Origin of the sequence: Nonomuraea antri (assembly GCF_013283785.1) — a bacterium.
GTDB lineage: Bacteria > Actinomycetota > Actinomycetes > Streptosporangiales > Streptosporangiaceae > Nonomuraea > Nonomuraea antri.
The window spans coordinates 25,728-40,700 of record NZ_JABCPZ010000086.1; the positions used below are offsets into that span (position 1 = coordinate 25,728).

At 71.6% G+C, this 14,973-nt stretch carries 13 protein-coding genes; 9 read left to right on the plus strand and 4 right to left on the minus strand.

Going from position 1 to position 14,973, the window contains the following annotated elements:
- Positions 1 to 17: 17 nt before the first annotated feature.
- Genes HII36_RS26440 through HII36_RS26450 form a run of 3 tightly spaced genes read left to right on the plus strand, consistent with a single transcriptional unit; the run spans position 18 to position 3,581 of the window.
- On the plus strand, positions 18 to 1,535 hold the full coding sequence (locus HII36_RS26440; RefSeq protein WP_173525948.1) for a hypothetical protein: 1,518 nt from the start codon (positions 18 to 20) through the stop codon (positions 1,533 to 1,535).
- Positions 1,532 to 1,951: a hypothetical protein gene (locus HII36_RS26445; RefSeq protein ID WP_173525949.1), complete on the plus strand. Its 420-nt coding sequence runs from the start codon at positions 1,532 to 1,534 to the stop codon at positions 1,949 to 1,951. The genes HII36_RS26440 and HII36_RS26445 overlap by 4 nt, the downstream gene beginning before the upstream one ends.
- A 19-nt stretch (positions 1,952 to 1,970) precedes the next feature.
- The gene (locus HII36_RS26450) at positions 1,971 to 3,581 is read left to right on the plus strand and encodes an MFS transporter (protein WP_173525950.1); all 1,611 of its coding nucleotides are present in this window, start codon (positions 1,971 to 1,973) and stop codon (positions 3,579 to 3,581) included.
- 125 nt (positions 3,582 to 3,706) lie between these two features.
- Here HII36_RS26450 and HII36_RS26455 read toward each other — a convergent pair whose 3' ends face one another.
- Positions 3,707 to 4,540 (minus strand): SAM-dependent methyltransferase, encoded by an 834-nt coding sequence (locus tag HII36_RS26455; protein ID WP_328807906.1) that lies wholly within the window; start codon positions 4,538 to 4,540, stop codon positions 3,707 to 3,709.
- Positions 4,541 to 4,748: 208 nt separating this feature from the next.
- Positions 4,749 to 6,005: a helix-turn-helix domain-containing protein gene (locus HII36_RS26460; protein WP_173525952.1), complete on the minus strand. Its 1,257-nt coding sequence runs from the start codon at positions 6,003 to 6,005 to the stop codon at positions 4,749 to 4,751.
- 221 nt (positions 6,006 to 6,226) lie between these two features.
- Between HII36_RS26460 and HII36_RS26465 the strand changes: the two genes are divergently transcribed.
- Positions 6,227 to 6,955: a hypothetical protein gene (locus HII36_RS26465; RefSeq protein WP_173525953.1), complete on the plus strand. Its 729-nt coding sequence runs from the start codon at positions 6,227 to 6,229 to the stop codon at positions 6,953 to 6,955.
- Here the strand turns inward: HII36_RS26465 and HII36_RS26470 are convergent.
- Positions 6,933 to 7,307 (minus strand): hypothetical protein, encoded by a 375-nt coding sequence (locus HII36_RS26470; protein WP_173525954.1) that lies wholly within the window; start codon positions 7,305 to 7,307, stop codon positions 6,933 to 6,935. The genes HII36_RS26465 and HII36_RS26470 overlap by 23 nt on opposite strands.
- Before the next feature lie 383 nt (positions 7,308 to 7,690).
- Between HII36_RS26470 and HII36_RS26475 the strand changes: the two genes are divergently transcribed.
- Genes HII36_RS26475 through HII36_RS26485 form a run of 4 tightly spaced genes read left to right on the plus strand, consistent with a single transcriptional unit; the run spans position 7,691 to position 11,848 of the window.
- Positions 7,691 to 7,894 carry a hypothetical protein gene (locus HII36_RS26475; protein ID WP_173525955.1) on the plus strand — a complete coding sequence of 68 codons (204 nt, stop codon included), beginning with the start codon at positions 7,691 to 7,693 and terminating at the stop codon, positions 7,892 to 7,894.
- Positions 7,895 to 7,915: 21 nt separating this feature from the next.
- The gene (locus HII36_RS55890) at positions 7,916 to 8,686 is read left to right on the plus strand and encodes a hypothetical protein (RefSeq protein WP_217369991.1); all 771 of its coding nucleotides are present in this window, start codon (positions 7,916 to 7,918) and stop codon (positions 8,684 to 8,686) included.
- Positions 8,599 to 9,873 (plus strand): FAD-dependent oxidoreductase, encoded by a 1,275-nt coding sequence (locus tag HII36_RS26480; protein WP_328807907.1) that lies wholly within the window; start codon positions 8,599 to 8,601, stop codon positions 9,871 to 9,873. Before HII36_RS55890 ends, HII36_RS26480 begins: the two co-directional genes overlap by 88 nt.
- 19 nt (positions 9,874 to 9,892) lie before the next feature.
- Complete coding sequence (locus HII36_RS26485; RefSeq protein WP_173525956.1) at positions 9,893 to 11,848, plus strand: RNA polymerase sigma factor; 1,956 nt, start codon at positions 9,893 to 9,895, stop codon at positions 11,846 to 11,848.
- Between the two features lie 84 nt (positions 11,849 to 11,932).
- Here HII36_RS26485 and HII36_RS26490 read toward each other — a convergent pair whose 3' ends face one another.
- Positions 11,933 to 13,855 carry a Xaa-Pro dipeptidyl-peptidase gene (locus HII36_RS26490; protein WP_173525957.1) on the minus strand — a complete coding sequence of 641 codons (1,923 nt, stop codon included), beginning with the start codon at positions 13,853 to 13,855 and terminating at the stop codon, positions 11,933 to 11,935.
- 75 nt (positions 13,856 to 13,930) lie between these two features.
- Between HII36_RS26490 and HII36_RS26495 the strand changes: the two genes are divergently transcribed.
- The gene (locus HII36_RS26495) at positions 13,931 to 14,926 is read left to right on the plus strand and encodes an ADP-ribosylglycohydrolase family protein (RefSeq protein ID WP_173525958.1); all 996 of its coding nucleotides are present in this window, start codon (positions 13,931 to 13,933) and stop codon (positions 14,924 to 14,926) included.
- Positions 14,927 to 14,973 lie beyond the last annotated feature (47 nt).

A 14,973-nucleotide genomic window follows, 5' to 3' on the forward strand; every position in this document is an offset into this window, starting at 1 on the left:
GAAGGGGGATCATCACCATGTCGCGGGGAGACCTGACACCGGAGTTACTGCACTCCTCGGCCTGGACCGACTGGCTCGTCCAGTCCGCCGGCATCCCCGTCTACGACGTGCCTCTGGTGTCGGTGGGCGGCGGGATCGGCTCGTTCACGCTGCTCGACGTGCTGCGCATCCGCGGGGTGCCCACCGGGGCCATGCGGGTGCTGTCCACCAGTGACGCCCCCTGGCAGACCTGGGAGTACCTGACGCGCGTCTCGCAGCTGCCCGCGCACGAGCGCATCCGCTCCGACGCCGGCGCGCGCCCGGACAACATCTGGGGCTTCCCGTCCTACGCGGTGCAGGAGGCCTGGCAGGACCTGTCGTTCAAGCCGCTGTTCCAGGTGCTCACCGAGCCGCTCATGGCCGACTTCTACAGTCCCAAGTCCGAGCTGGTGATCAGGACCGTGCGGCGCGAGGCCGACCGCATCGGCTACTGGGACATGCTGGCCAAGGGCCAGGTGCGCATGGTGCGCAAGCGGGTGGGCGGCGGCTACTTCACCGTGCTCACCCCGCCGGCGGGCACGGCGGTGACCAAGCGGATCGCGCTGCGCTCGCAGTACGTCCACGTGGCCGTCGGCTACCCGGGCCTGAAGTTCCTCGACGACCTGCAGGAGTTCCGCCAGGCGCAGGGCGAACGCTACCGGGTGGTCAACGCCTACGAGCCGCACGAGCACGTCTACGACCAGCTCAGGAAGCGGCCCGGGGTGGTCGTGGTGCGCGGCGCAGGCATCGTCGCCTCGCGCGTGCTGCAGCGCCTGATGGACGACCGGGACCGCTATCGGCTGCAGACGCAGATCGTGCACCTGTTCCGCACCTTCGTCACCGGATCGCACGGCCCGAGCGTCTTCATGCGCCGCAAGGGCGGCGACGGCTGGGCCTACCAGGCGTTCACCATGCCCAAGTCGGCCTTCGGCGGGCAGCTCAAGGCGCAGTTCCGCAACGCCACGCCCGAGCGGCGGGCCCAGCTCGCCAAGGTGGTGGCCGGCACCACCACGCCCAAGCTCAGACGCTGGCAGGACCAGATGCAGCGGGGCAGGCAGGAACGCTGGTACCACCCGGTGCAGGCGGTGGTCGACCGCATCGAGCGGGCGCACGACGGCCGCCTGATCACCTTCACCCGCAGCGCGAACTCGCCGAACATGCAGTACGTCTCCGACTTCATCATCGACTGCACCGGCCTGGAAGCCGACATGCCGGAGCACCGGGTGCTCGACGACCTGCTCAAGCACGGCGGCGCGCAGCCGAACAAGGCCGGCCGGCTGCGGGTCGGCCCGAACTTCGAGGTGATCGGCGCCGAGAACGGCAACGGCGCGCTCTACGCCTCGGGCGCGGCGACGGCGGGCAACCACTTCCTGGCCGTCGACAGCTTCCTCGGCATGCAGACCTCGGCGCTCGACATCGCCGACGACCTCACCAGGCGGGGGTTCTGCAAGGGCCTGGGGCCGATGCGGTCCACCGCCCAGTGGCTGAAGTGGGCGGCGAACAGGAGGCTCGCTTGATCCCCACGCTCGCCGGGCGGATCCAGACCCGGCTGTTCCTGCTGGCCACGGTCGGCGTGGTGCTGACCGCACTGGTCACGGCGGTGCTGCCGATGTCCTTCAAGGACGCCTACCTGGTGCTCCTGGCCGTCGCCGTGGTCGGCGTCGGCTGGGAGCTGATCTACCACCTGCTCATGCAGTTCCGCTGGGACAAGGACTGGCCGACGCTGTTCGGGCTGATCACCATCGTCCCCGAGGGGCTGCTCATCTGGCTGCTGCTCGACGGCGACCTGGTGCCCGGCGTCGAGGGGCCGCTCTCCGCGTGGGCGTTCCTCGTCATGTTCGTCACGGTCTGGATGGGCCAGTGGCTGTTCGTGAACGGGCCGATGCGGGTGTTGTTCATCCAATGGCGGCTACGCGGGGGCCGTCTGCTGTGATTCATCTGGAGAGGAAGGCATGGGGGGCGTCGAGTTAGCCCGTCCGCTGTATTTCTGGCTGGGGTTCCTGGCCACCGTCGCGGGGGTCGTCCTGCATCTGCCGATGTATCTGCACGGCGCGGAGATGCACTACATGCTGGCCGGGATGCCGATGGACGTCCCGATGGCGATCGGCATGGCGTTGATCGTGATCGGGCTGCTGGTCACCGCGTACGGGCTGGTGCCGCGGGGCGCGTTCAAGGTCAAGCCGGCCGGCGAGGTCCGGGTCAGGGCGCTGGACGGCGCGAAGATGCGTCCGGCGCACATCGGGCTGATCCTCGTCATGTCGGTGGCGGTGGTGATCGACGCGATGAAGCCGATCACGCTCGGTTTCGTCGCGCCCGGCATGGCCAGGGAGTACGGACTCAAGTCCGCGCTCAACCCGGCCGGTGACCTGCCGGTGGCGCTGCTGCCGCTGTTCGGCCTGACCGGGACGGTGCTCGGGTCGATCCTGTGGGGCTGGATGGGCGACAAGATCGGCCGCAAGCCGTCGATCCTGTTCGCCGGCGTGTTGTTCATCGGCACCGCGATCTGCGGGGTCATGCCGGACTTCTGGTGGAACCTGGCCATGTGCCTGGCGATGGGCCTGGGCGCCGGCGGCATGCTGCCGATCACGTTCTCGCTGCTGGCCGAGACGATCCCGCCCCGGCACAAGGGGTGGGTGATGGTGCTCATCGGCGGGAACCTGGCGGTGGCGTACCTGGCGGCGAGCTGGCTGTCCGCCTCGCTCACGCCCACGTTCTCCTGGCGCGCGCTCTGGCTGGTCGGCCTGCCGACCGGGGTGTTCCTCATCCTGCTCAACCGCTTCATCCCCGAGTCGCCGCGCTTCCTGTTCGCGCACGGCCGCGACGAGGAGGCCAAGGCGGTCATGCTCAGGTACGGCGCCGCCGCCACCGCGCTGGACGACCCCGCCGACACGCGCGTCGAGCGGGTCGAGGACGAGCACGACGGCGGTTACACGCGGCTGTTCCGCCCGCCGTTCACCGGGCTCACCACCGCCGTGGTGATCCTGGGGCTGAGCATCGGCCTGGTCACCTACGGCTTCCAGCTCTGGATCCCGTCGAACCTGCAGCGGCTCGGGCTCGACCAGGCGACCGCGGACCGCGCGCTGCGCGACTCGACGCTGCTCGGGCTGCCGCTGATCTTCATCGCCGCCGCCATGTACGGGCTGTGGAGCGCCAAGAAGACCATCATCACGCTGTCGGCGCTGGTGGGGGTGGCCCTGGCGGTGTTGTCGTTCTCCGGCGAGACGCTGGCCCAGGACCGGACCTGGCTGTACCTGCTGCTCGCCGGCCCGATCGTGGGGACCGCCACGATCGCGGCCGTGCTGGCGGCCTACAGTTCGGAGATCTACCCGACCCGGGTGCGCTCGCGGGGCTCGGGGCTGTCGGCGGGGGTGGGCAAGTTCGGCGGCGTGGCCGTGACCGGGGTGCTGGTCGCGGGGGCCGCGGCCCCGTCGATCGGGACGACCGCGCTGCTCGGCGCGGTGCCGCTCATCCTGGCGGTGGTGGCGGTGCTGCTGTTCGGCGTCGAGCCGGACCAGGCCGGGGCGGACGCGCCGGCCGCGACCCAGGTCGCCGCCAAGGCCTGACTCCTTCGCCGCGGCTCTTCACGCGCCTTCTTCGCCGCGCCTTTTCACCGCGCCTTTTCGCCGGGCCTCTCCGGCGGCCCTGCCGGGCCGCCGGAGACTGGAACGAGGAGGGCGCCCCGCGGAGATCAGGGCATCCTGGCCACGGCGCCGTAGCTGCCCGACGCGCTGGGCCGGTCGGCGCAGGCGGTGTCGCGGCCGTCCGGCCGCCACTGCGGGACCCACACCAGTCCCGGCTCCACCAGATCCAGCCCTTCGAGCAGTCCGGCCACCTCTTCTCTGGTACGGACCGCGTGACCGGGCAGCGTCATCGCCAGCAGATCGTGAATGGCGGGCAGCAGCTCCGGCGGGATGCCGTCGAACGTGGTGTGCAGCAGGGACAGGTAGCTCCGTTCCGGCACCACCTGACGCAGCCGTTTGACCACGTATCGGGCGTATTCGTCGTCGTCCAGGCTGTGCGTCGAGACCACCAGCACGGCCATCGGACGGTCCCAATCGAGGAACGTCTGGACGACCCGGTCGTCGAGGATCTCGTCGAACTCCCGCACATCGCCTTCGACCACGCGGACCAGGTCGTTGATCGGCTCGATGGTGGCTCGCGCCAGGGCCAGCACCATCGGGTCGTTCTCGACGTACACGACACGGGCCGCGGAGGTGCCCGGGTCGGCCCGCGCGACGTCGTGCAACTGCCGGCCGGGTGGCAGACCGCTGGGCACCCCACTCCCGACGATCAGGAACTGATCCACGCCTTCGGCCGTCAGATGACGCACCACTCGACATAAATACCGCAGCACGGCCCGAGCGGCCTCGGTCGTCACGGGGGCGGCCGTATCGTAGCGGCGCATGGCGTCTCTGTCCGCTACGAAGTTGTTCTTACCACCCGCCGCGGCGTCAAGTATCCGGGTGAGCCTCGCTTGGGTCATATCGAGCTTCGCCAGGTTTCGGATTGCACGCTGACGCATTGAGTGTTGCCCCTTTCCCCTCGCCCACTACCTCGGGAAAGTTGATCTCTTGGACCCCACTCGATGACCCAGACCATATGATCCTCGCTGCACGCGAGAAGACAACAGGAAAGGCCATTAAATTTCGGGAAATATGCGTTACCAGACGCGAAATGATCGCCACGCGATCACGAGGTGATCGTTTATCGGATGATCGGGAATAACGCGATCATTTACCGAGCGTCCGCGCGAGACGTTCGCGATGCGTGTTCAGCACCTCGAAGGTCTCCTCGCGCGTGGTGGTGCTCACCGACAGCTTCGTGAACGCCTGGTGGTAGGACTCCACCGCGGCCGTGTCGGTGATCAGCTCGTCGGACTCGATCCCGTGCGCGCACGCGACGTCGGGCTCGAACGCCTCGGTGAAGCGCCACAGCGTGAACGGCCCGGTACGCGGCAGGAAGGCCGGATCGTCGATCGGCACCACGTGCAGGGAGACGTTGGGCCGCTTGGCGTGCTCGACCAGCAGGTCGAGCTGGTGCAGCTGGGCCTGCGGCGAGACGATCGCGCGCAGCAGCACGCTCTCGTCGATCACCGCCCAGTAGACGGCCGCGTTGTCGCGGGCCACGGTGTCCTGGCGCGAGCGCAGCAGGTCGAGCGCGTCCTCCACCGACGGCCGGCCGAACATGGCGGCCCCGGCCAGCGTGATCGCCGCCCTGGCGTACTCCTCGGACTGCAGCAGGGGCGGCACGAACTGCGGGTGGTAGGTGCGCACCAGCGAGGCCCGCTGCTCCAGCGCGAACGTGGTGGCCAGCCAGACCGGCACGTCGTGCGCGTCGTACCAGGCGGCCTCGCGCTCGCCCCTGGCCAGCGAGAGCACGTATTCGCGGATGGCCGGCGCGGCCACGCCGTACAGGGTGAGCAGGCGCTCGACGGTGATCGGCGGCGGGGCCAGGCGGCCCTCCTCGACGGCCGGGACGGCGGCCGCGCCCTTGCCCAGCGCGGTCTCCACCTGCTCGACCGAGAGCTGCGCCGCCAGGCGCAGGCCGTGCAGCCGCTGCCCGAGCGCGCGCCGCTGCGGGCCGGTGAGCGGCGCGGTGGCCTCGGGGATCTCGGCGACGGGCACGGGCTCGCCGGGCAGGCCCTCGGCCTTGCGGGCCAGCTCGACCACGCCGCGCAGCACGGTCAGCGAGCCTTCCGACAGGCCGGAGGCGGACAGGCCGATGGCGGCCGCCCGCATCTGCAGGTCTTCCACCTTGCCCGATTCGAGGAAGTCGTCGCCGACCAGCCAGCCGACGCTCACCTGCAGGCAGGACGCCAGCGCGCGCAGCACCTGCAGCGTCGGGTTGGCCTGCTTGCCCGTGCGGAGCTGGCTGACGTAGGCGCGGGTGATCGGGATGCCCGCCTCGGTCAGCGTGGAAGCCACCTGCGCGCCCGTGAAGCCGCGCTTCGTCAGCGCGAGATCGAGCCGCTCGGCGAAGTTCGCCACGGCGCACCTCCTACCGCCTGTGAGCTATCCAGGGTAAGGGAATCGGGACCCGGCTGTCCCCTGCCGAGTGGGTCAGCTGTGTCACGTACCCGGCTAACAACATATGCGGAAACTGTGAGTTGACACACCCCCTGTTTGGCGCGGAGTATCAGAGCGTGTGGTAACTGAGGCTTAACAGCCCGGACGGTTCTCCCGAGCCGCCGGCAAGGAGGTGGCCGGACGTGACCATGGATTCCCGTGGCGGTTCCTGGTTCAGCAAGGATCCGGTCACGCCCGGTCAGGAGCTGGTGATCCAGCGCATCTGCACGCGTCTGGCAGGCAGGGACGTCAGCGTCGCCGGCCTGCCGCTCGGCGGAGCGGAGATCTGGCTCGACACCCCGCGCCACCGCTGGCGGCTGTATCACCGCATGGCGCGTGAGCTGCGGCTCAACGGCTGGCACACCGAGATGGGGCCGGACCGGCTGCTGGTGCTCGGCTGGAGCGCGGTCTACCTGAGCCACCGCGTCAGGATGCTCAGCGCCGCGCTCTCCGGCCGGCTGGCCCACTACGACAAGACGGCGTTCATGGCCGTCATGATCTCCACCCGGCTGCGCAACGAGGGGTTCCCGCTCGGGGACCTGCCCGCCGAGGTGGAAGCCCGCTGCGGTGACGCGCTGCGCTGGCCCGCCCGGCTGGCCGCGCTCGACGGCCTGGAGCGCAGGTCGTCGCTGGAGCCCATGCGCCTCAGGCTGGCCCAGGTGGCAGGTCTGGAGGCGAAGGTGAGCCGTCGCTGCGGCGAGCATCTGGCGCTGGCGTCGAAGGTCGCGCGGACGGTCGCCGGCGGTGCTGCGCCGGCCCGTTCCGGCGTGCCCTTCCCGCGGGCGGGGCTGACGGAGCGCATGGTCTGCGTCAGCGTGCCCAACCGCCCGTTCGATCACCCCCGGACCGTCAGTGCGGGGACGGCCCGATGACGCCGACGCCACTTCGCGAACGCCGGGGCCGCCAGGTCCCGGTGGCGATCGCGAACACGGCGGATGGCACGGCGACGACGCAGGCGCTGCCGTCGCCCGGCCCCGGCCTCCCGGCGGTGCGATGGGCGCCGGACGAGGTCACGCGGGCCGGCGCGGTCACGCTGGCCGCGGTCGCCGCGCCCGCCGCCGTTTCAGGGCGGCCGGCCTGCCCGCTGGGCAGGCGGAGCGTTCCCGCTCCCCGGCCGGCGCTCAACTGCCCGGACGCGGCGGCGGTCATCACGGCCGCGTCCAGGCAGGCCCTGCGGCACGACACGAACACACCCGAGCACGACTTCGGACTTACCCAAGACATCGGCGCCGCGATGGTACCGCCCGCTTCGCTCACGCTCCCCCGGCGCATGTCGCCCGACGGCCGCGAGGCCGCGGGCCGCGCCGGGAGGAGCGGGCGTGCGGGCCGCGGAACGCTGGTGCTGCCATCAGACGGCGGGCGGCCGCCGGTCGAGTTCGGCCGGCGCAACCTGTCCGTCCCCGGCGCGGGATTGGTGGCAGCGCCTGCGCTGCCGGCCCCGTCGTTGCCCCACCCTTTTGGCACCGTACGTCATGTGCCCGACGTGATCGGCACGGTGCTGGTGTCCTGCGCGTTAGCGGCTGGCGCGCTGGCCATCACCAGGGGCGGCGTACGGGGCCGGCTTATCCGGCTTCCGAATCATCCACCCTCGTCCGGCAGGAGCCCTCATGCTCACCGATGAACTGCGCAGGTCGCAACCCCACGAAGTCCACCCGCGCGGCACACGGCCCGCGCAGCCGCCCTGGGGCGAGGACCAGGACGACACCGCAGGCACGCGGGGACCCGCCAGGACGGTGCATCGGCTGCGCCGCATCCGGCAGGTGTCCCAGCAGGCCATCAGCGTGATCGACCAGGCGCTCAGCGCCTCCTGACCCCGCCACAGGAGGAACCTCATGCGTACCGGCTTCGCCGACCGCCCCCGAGCGAGCACCATGATCCGGGGCAGAGTGGGCGTGATGGTGGCGCCGGACAACCCGGCGGCCGAGCCCGAGCTGACCCGGCTGCTCGGCTCCCGCGCGGACATGCACGTCGCTCGCTTCCCGGTACGCCCGGGCCTGGACCTGGCAGAACGGCTCGAAAGCTACAACGACGCCCTGCCCGCGATGATCCGCTCGTTCGGCGGGCTGTCGCTGGACGCGATGGTCATGGCCAGCGACGCGCCGAGATACCTGCTCGGCCCGGACGAGGACCTCGACAGGTGCGCCGAGCTCGGCCTGCTGGCCGGGGTGCCGTTCGCGTCGGCGACGCTGGCCACCAGACAGGCCGTGGAGCACGCGGGCGCGACGGACATCGTGCTGGTCTCGCCGTACCAGCCGTGGCTGACCGAGCTGGCCGAGCGGTTCTGGAAGACCGCGGGCCTGGCGGTCACCCAGGTGGTCCAGGTACGCGCCAGAGACGGGTTCCTTCCCTACGCGGTCACCCCGTCCGAGCTGATCGAGCAGGTCGAGCTGGCAGAACCGGCCGGCGACGCGGTGCTGGTGTTCGCCGGGACCGCCATGGCGACGCTGCCCGTGCTCGGGCCGCTGGGCGCCGGCAACGACCGCTTCCTGGTGACCCCGAGCCTGGCCGTGGCCTGGTGGACGCTGTCGCGGGCGCTCGGGCAGCCCGTCACGCTGAACCGGGTGCCCTACCGGCGGCCCGCCGCCGCGCGAGGGGGTCGCTGAGCATGAACGGCGTGATCGTGGTCGGCGCCGGGCCCGCGGGCCTGACGGCGGCACTCGTGCTGGCCAGGGCCGGCGTCCCGGTCACCGTCATGGAGCGGGAGAGCGAGCTGAGCAGGCAGGCGCGGGCGAGCACGTTCCGCCCGGCCACCCTCGACCTGCTGGACGAGCTGGGCGTGGCGGCCCAGCTGGTGGAGCGGGGCCGCGTGGTCGAACGGGTGCAGTGGCGCAACCGGTCGGGGATCGTGCTGGCCGAGATGGGCATGGACCGGCTGGACGGGCTGACCAGGCACCCCTTCAGGATCCACGCGGACCAGGCCTGGCTCACACCGCTGCTGCTGGCGGCGCTGAACGCCTACCCGGACGTGGACGTGCGCTTCGGCACCCACGTGGACGGCGTCGCGGAAGGCGGCACCGGCGTGCGGGTCCGGGTGGGACACACCTGGGCCCGGGCCAGGTACCTGATCGCCGCCGACGGCGCGCACAGCGCGGTGCGCGGCTCGCTCGGGATGACCTTCCCCAGGTCGGCGAGCCCGACGCAGGCGCTGCGGGTGTTCACCGACTCACCGCTCGACGAACTGCTGCCCGGCCTGGCGCCACTGACCCACGTACGGGACGTGGAGCAGTCGTGCACGCTGCTGGCGCTGCCCGGCCACTGGCGGATCATCTTCAAGGTCCCCTGCGACGCGCCGGAGCCCATGTCCGCGGCGAACCTCGCGATGCTGCTGCGCCGTGCCCTGCCAGGGACCGGGCGGCCCATCCGGGTCACCGGCGCCGACCGGTTCGGGCTCTCGCGCGGGGTGCTGACGTCGTACCGGTGCGGCCGGGTGCTGTTCGTCGGCGACGCGGCCCACCTGACCTCGACGGTCGGCGGGCTCAACATGAACACCGGCATCCACGACGCGGTGGAGGCCGGGCGGGTGCTCGCCGCGGTGATCGGCGGCCAGGCGCCGCCCACGGCGCTGGAGGCGTGGGCCTGGCGGCGGCGGTCGGTGCAGCACCGGGTGACCCCGCGCAAGGAGGCGCGCGCGGCGGGCGTGCGCGAGCGCGACAGCGCCAAGCTGGCGGCGGCCATGGCCGGGCTGCGGGAGATCGCCGGCGACCCGGACGCGACCCGCGCCTACCTGGCGCACGCCTCGCTGCTCGACCTGACCCCGCACGCCGCACGACGAACCGTTCGCCGTTCCTGACCGAGGAGGTGTGGCAACCATGTGGCGAAACCTGTCCGACGACGCTCGCCAGGCCATTCGCGAGTTGTGCGAGAAGCACGGCTCCCGCCTCTACGACTACTGCCGCACCGAACTCGCCCCCGGCGAGGCCGAGCAGGCGGTCGCCGGCACGATACTGACCGCCTACACCCACGGCGACAGGATCAGGGACCCTGGGCTGCGCCGCGCCTGGATGTACGCGCTGGCCCGCACCCACCGGGCGATGGTGGCCAGGCCGGCCAGCATCGGCTCGTGGTCGCGGCCGGGCCGGATGTCCGAGCTGCTGCCCGAGGCGCTGCTGTCGCTGGAGCGGCCCCAGCGCGAACTGCTCGACCTGTCCGTACGCCACGGACTCGGCGACGCCGAGCTGGCCATGATCTTCGACGTGACCGTGGCCGAGGCGCACACCCTCGTCACGCGGGCCGCCTGCGGCCTGGAGGAATGGTTCGCCGCGATCATCGCGGCGCGCACCCGTGAGGGTTGTCCCGAGCTGACCGCCCGGGTGGCCGAATGGGTGGCCGCGCCGGGCCGGCGGGCCAGGGCCAGGATCGGCCGTCACATCCACTCCTGTGCGACCTGCCGGGCCGCGCCCAGGACCGTGTCGGCGGGCGCGCTGCTGCGCCGCCTGCCGCTGACCGCGATGCCCGGCACGCTTCCCAACCGGCTGGCGTTGGCGCAGCCGCTGCCCGGCGAAGGCCCGCTCTGGCGAGCGGACGGCTTCCCGGTGCAGACGCACACACTCGCGGAGGGCGGCCCCACCCCGACTCCGCCGGTGGCCGACGCCACGCCGATGCCCCCGGTCGCCGACCCCACGACGGCGACCTCGGGAAAGCCCTGGTCGGCGGCGGGCGCGGCTGCCGCCGACCAGGAGCACCCGAACGGTGAGTCCTACGGCCGGGCCGCGCGCGGGCGCCACCCGTTCAGCCCGCCGAGCCGTACCCGGGCCTTCCGCGGCGGGCCGCAGGGCGACAAGCTCGTCTTCGGCGCGCCGATCGGGAACACCAACGGCAAACCGGTCAACGGCAAGACGGTCAACGGAACCGTGCTGGACGCTCACCCCCATACTGCCAGCCCCCCGGTCAACGGCAAGGGCGGCGGCGAGGGTGACGGCAGGGGCGACGGCAGGGCCGTCATCCGCTACGGCGGGATCTCCTGGAGCGGCGACCTCCCCGGCTACGGGCGGCCGCACGGTGAGGGCGTCCGGCTGGAGGAGTACTGGCAGACCCGGCAGGAGGACGACGATCCCGAGGCGGGCCTGCCGATCAGGACGGTCGCCAGGGTCGGGCTGATCATCGGTGTGGGGTTGCTGGTGGCCGGGCTGGCCTGGGCGATCGTCAACGCCCAGCAGAACCCGCCCACGCTGACCCGCGCCGCGGCGAAGGGCCCGCTGGCCGCCCCGCCGGCGGCCGCGCCGCCCGTCGCGCCGCCTGCCGCACCGCCCGTCTCGCCGCTGTCGAGCGCACCGGCCGACCCGCCCGCCGCCTCGGGTGACGACCTGCGGGCGCCGTCCGGCGGCCAGGCCGACGCACCGTCGAAACAGGACACCGGTGGTGCGTTGCGTCCGATGGCCAAGCGAGTCGAACTGCCCAGGCCGGCGCCGCCGGTGGTGAAGCTGGTGCCGGCGTCGGTGCGGCTGGGCTCGGGCCGGGCCGGGTCGTTCTCGCTGTCCTGCACGGGCACCTGCGAGGTCACCTCGACCAGCGCCACGCGCGGCATCGTGGTCACCGGCACCACGTTCCGGGTCAAGGCCCCGCGCACGCACTGCGCGGCCCCGGCCGTCAGGACCGGGCGGATCACCGTGCGCTGGACGGCCACGACCACCGGCGACGGCGTCGAGACCGGCGGCACGACCAGTGCCAAGGGCACGCTGACGATGCGGGTCTCGTGGACGATCGCCAAGGACAAGGGCATGGTGGCGATCGACTCGGGCGGCACGTTCTGGAGCGAGTGCGACTGAGAACACGCGGAAGCGGCCGCGGGCTGAGGCCCGCGGCCGCTTCGTGCCGGTTCAGAAGCTTCGCGCCGGTTTAAAGAAGCCGGTTTAGAAGAAGCTGAACGCGGGGTCGGGCTGCGGGATCTCCACCCGGTCAGGCCCGTGGAACTTGAGCTTGTCCTTCGGCACCGAGCTCAGCGGCGTGCCCAGCACGAACGGGACGTCGACGCTGCTCTTGGCCAGGTCGACGGTCACGTTCGCGCCGGTGCCCGTCTCCCCGCTGTAGGTGCCGTCGCTGCCGGCGATCACCAGGCCGATCCTGTGGCCCTTCTTGAACGTGTAGTCCTGCGGCAGCGTCAGCCACTTGACCTTGCCGTACGTGCCCACGGGCAGCGGCACGGCCTGGCTGGAGGAGTACCGGTTCTGCACGTCGATCCAGCCGCGTGCGACGATCTCCAGTGGCCGGGTGGCCACGTTCGTGACGACCTTGCGGTAGCAGGCGTCGTCGGCTGCGGTGCTCTCGCCCCAGCAGTCCTCCTCGGCCAGCGTGGTGATGCCCTGGCCGCGCCGCCAGTCGACGCGGGTGTCCTCGCCGAAGTCGACGAGCAGGGCGGTCAGGTTGGAGGTGGGCTTGTCCAGCTTGACCCGCAGGTCGGCGGTGGGCGTGCCGGACAGGCGCAGGTCGAGCGGGAGCTCGCCGGTGGTGAACGCGATCCGGCCCGGCTTGGGCGTGCCGATGTCGGCCACCATGTCCGACTCGGTCATGGACACGTCGGTGAAGGTCGCCGTGCTGTTCCTGCGCGCGGGGGCCAGGCCGAGCGAGCCGTCGGACGCGGGCCGCAGCGCCGCCTTGACCGCGAACGGCGCCGGCCAGTCGCGCTGGGTGATCCACTGCGCCGGGCCGACCTCGACGTCCGCGCGCGGCTCGTGCATGATGCCGTTGCGCACGCCGTGCAGCCAGTAGTCGAACCAGCGGTGCAGCGTGTCCACCCACAGCCCGCGGCGGTCCTGGAAGTCGAACGGGTCCACGTGCTGGGTCTGCCCGACCCAGATCTTGCGCGGCACGCCGCGGTCGGCCAGGGCCTTCCACCAGGCGGAGAAGTTGTCCGGCTTGACGTTCAGGTCGTTGACCGTGTGGATCACGAAGACGCTGGCCTTGACCTTGGAGACGTCGCCGAGCAGGCCGGAGATGTAGTCGCGCTCGGCCCAGAACGGGTTGTAATTGCCGGTGTCGTCGCCGTCCTGGGCGTCCATCGCGTCGCGCACGGCCTGGCACTTGGCCTCGGGGTCGGTGTCGACGTAGTTGGCCAGCCAGGAGGCGTAGTCGTAGTTGTAGATCACGCCGTTGGAGCGCTGGTACTTGTACCAGGAGCTGATCGCGGAGATCGGCACGATGGTCTTCAGCCCGTCGACACCGGTCGCGGCGACGGCGTTGGCCAGGGTGCCGTCGTACGACTTGCCGATCATCGCGGCCTTGCCGGTGGTCCAGTCAGCCACCGCCGGGCTGCCGTCGGACCTGAACGCCTTGGCGCGGCCGTTCAGCCAGTCGATGACGGCCTTGCCGCCCAGCACGTCGGCCTTGCCGCCGATGTCCGGGCAGCCGTCGGACCTGGTGGTGCCCAGCATGTCCACGTTGAGCACGGCGTAGCCGCGTGGCACGAAATAGTTGTCATAGAAGAGGGGGAACTTCACGACATTGCCGGCGGCGTCGTAGACCTTCCGCTCGCCCTCGTTGCCTCGGCCCGAGTTGTCGTAGTACGGACTCTCGTCGATGACCACCGGCACCCTGAGCCCGGGGCCGGACTCCTTGGGCCGGATGATGTCCACTCTGACCCTGTCCAGCTTGCCGTCGGCGTCGCTGTCCACGGTCGATTCGACGTAAACGTGCTCGCGGACGGCGTCCGCGTAGGAGAAGACCGGCTGGGTACGGCCGTTCTCGACGGTGATCGCAGGGCCGGCGGCCGCTTGGACGGGACTCGCGATCGCCAGGGTCAGGGCGACGGCGAGCAGGGCCGGGCGTAATTGTGGCACGCGTGACCTCCGTGACAAGTGTCGAAAAGTATCCGCAATGTCTCAGACCGCCGCGAACCTGACAAGATCCCGGTTATGGACGTTCAGCAACGGGTTCGTGGGTGTCTGCTCGGCGGCGCGATCGGGGACGCGCTCGGCGCGCCGATCGAGTTCCAGTCGCTCCGGGAGATCCGCCGAAACTACGGAAAGAACGGCATCGACGCATACGTCACGGATTGGCGTGGCAAAGCCGGTCTGATCACGGACGACACGCAGATGACGCTCTTCACCGTCGAGGGCCTGGTACGCGGCGGTGAGCGTCCCGTCGCGGCGATGCGGGAGGCGTACCTGCGCTGGCTCGACACGCAGAACCACAGCGCGCCCCCGCCGCAGGACCGGCCGCACCGGACGGGGTGGCTGCGCGAGGAGCGCTGGCTGTACTCGCGGCGCGCGCCGGGCAACGCCTGCCTGTCCGGTCTGCGCCACTCCTTCCCCGGACCGGCTCCGCTGGGAGTTCCAGGCCCGGTGAACGGGAACTCCAAGGGCTGCGGCACGGTCATGCGCTCGGCGCCGTTCGGCCTGGTCTCGCCCGGCGACCCGCGGGCGGCGTTCGAGCTGGCCGCCGCCTGCGCGCAGATCACCCACGGCCACGTGACGGGATACCTGGCGGCGGGGGCGTTCGCGGCGATCGTGGCCAGGCTGACCGCGGGGGCGGAGCTGCGCGCGGCCGTCCAGGACGGGCTGGACCTGCTGTCCGCCTACCCCGGGCACGAGGAGACCAGCGCGGCCGTGCGCGCGGCGGTGACGCTGGCCGGCGGCGCCGACCACACGCCGGAGGCGGTCGAATCGCTCGGCGGCGCGTGGGTGGCCGAGGAGGCGCTGGCCATCGGCGTCTACTGCGCGCTGGCCGAGCCGTCGATCGAGCGGGCGCTGCTGCTGTCGGTCAACCACTCGGGCGACAGCGACTCGACCGGGTCGGTGTGCGGCAACCTGCTGGGCGCGCGGCACGGCGCGGACGCGCTGCCCGCCCGGTGGCTGCGCGACCTGGAGGGCCGCGAGACGATCGAACGCCTCGCCGACGCGCTCGTCTGATCACGCGCGCCGGCATCCCGCTCCCCCGCCGTCACGCTCCCCCCGCC

What these genes read in the sequence shown, in the direction of transcription:
- HII36_RS26450 (WP_173525950.1), top strand. Translation starts at nt 1,971, where the DNA reads ATGGGGGGCGTCGAGTTAGCCCGTCCGCTGTATTTCTGGCTGGGGTTC.
- HII36_RS55890 (WP_217369991.1), top strand. Translation starts at nt 7,916, where the DNA reads ATGCGTACCGGCTTCGCCGACCGCCCCCGAGCGAGCACCATGATCCGG.
- HII36_RS26440 (WP_173525948.1), top strand. Translation starts at nt 18, where the DNA reads ATGTCGCGGGGAGACCTGACACCGGAGTTACTGCACTCCTCGGCCTGG.
- HII36_RS26475 (WP_173525955.1), top strand. Translation starts at nt 7,691, where the DNA reads ATGCTCACCGATGAACTGCGCAGGTCGCAACCCCACGAAGTCCACCCG.
- HII36_RS26485 (WP_173525956.1), top strand. Translation starts at nt 9,893, where the DNA reads ATGTGGCGAAACCTGTCCGACGACGCTCGCCAGGCCATTCGCGAGTTG.
- HII36_RS26470 (WP_173525954.1), bottom strand. Translation starts at nt 7,307, where the DNA reads ATGTCTTGGGTAAGTCCGAAGTCGTGCTCGGGTGTGTTCGTGTCGTGC.
- HII36_RS26455 (WP_328807906.1), bottom strand. Translation starts at nt 4,540, where the DNA reads ATGCGTCAGCGTGCAATCCGAAACCTGGCGAAGCTCGATATGACCCAA.
- HII36_RS26495 (WP_173525958.1), top strand. Translation starts at nt 13,931, where the DNA reads ATGGACGTTCAGCAACGGGTTCGTGGGTGTCTGCTCGGCGGCGCGATC.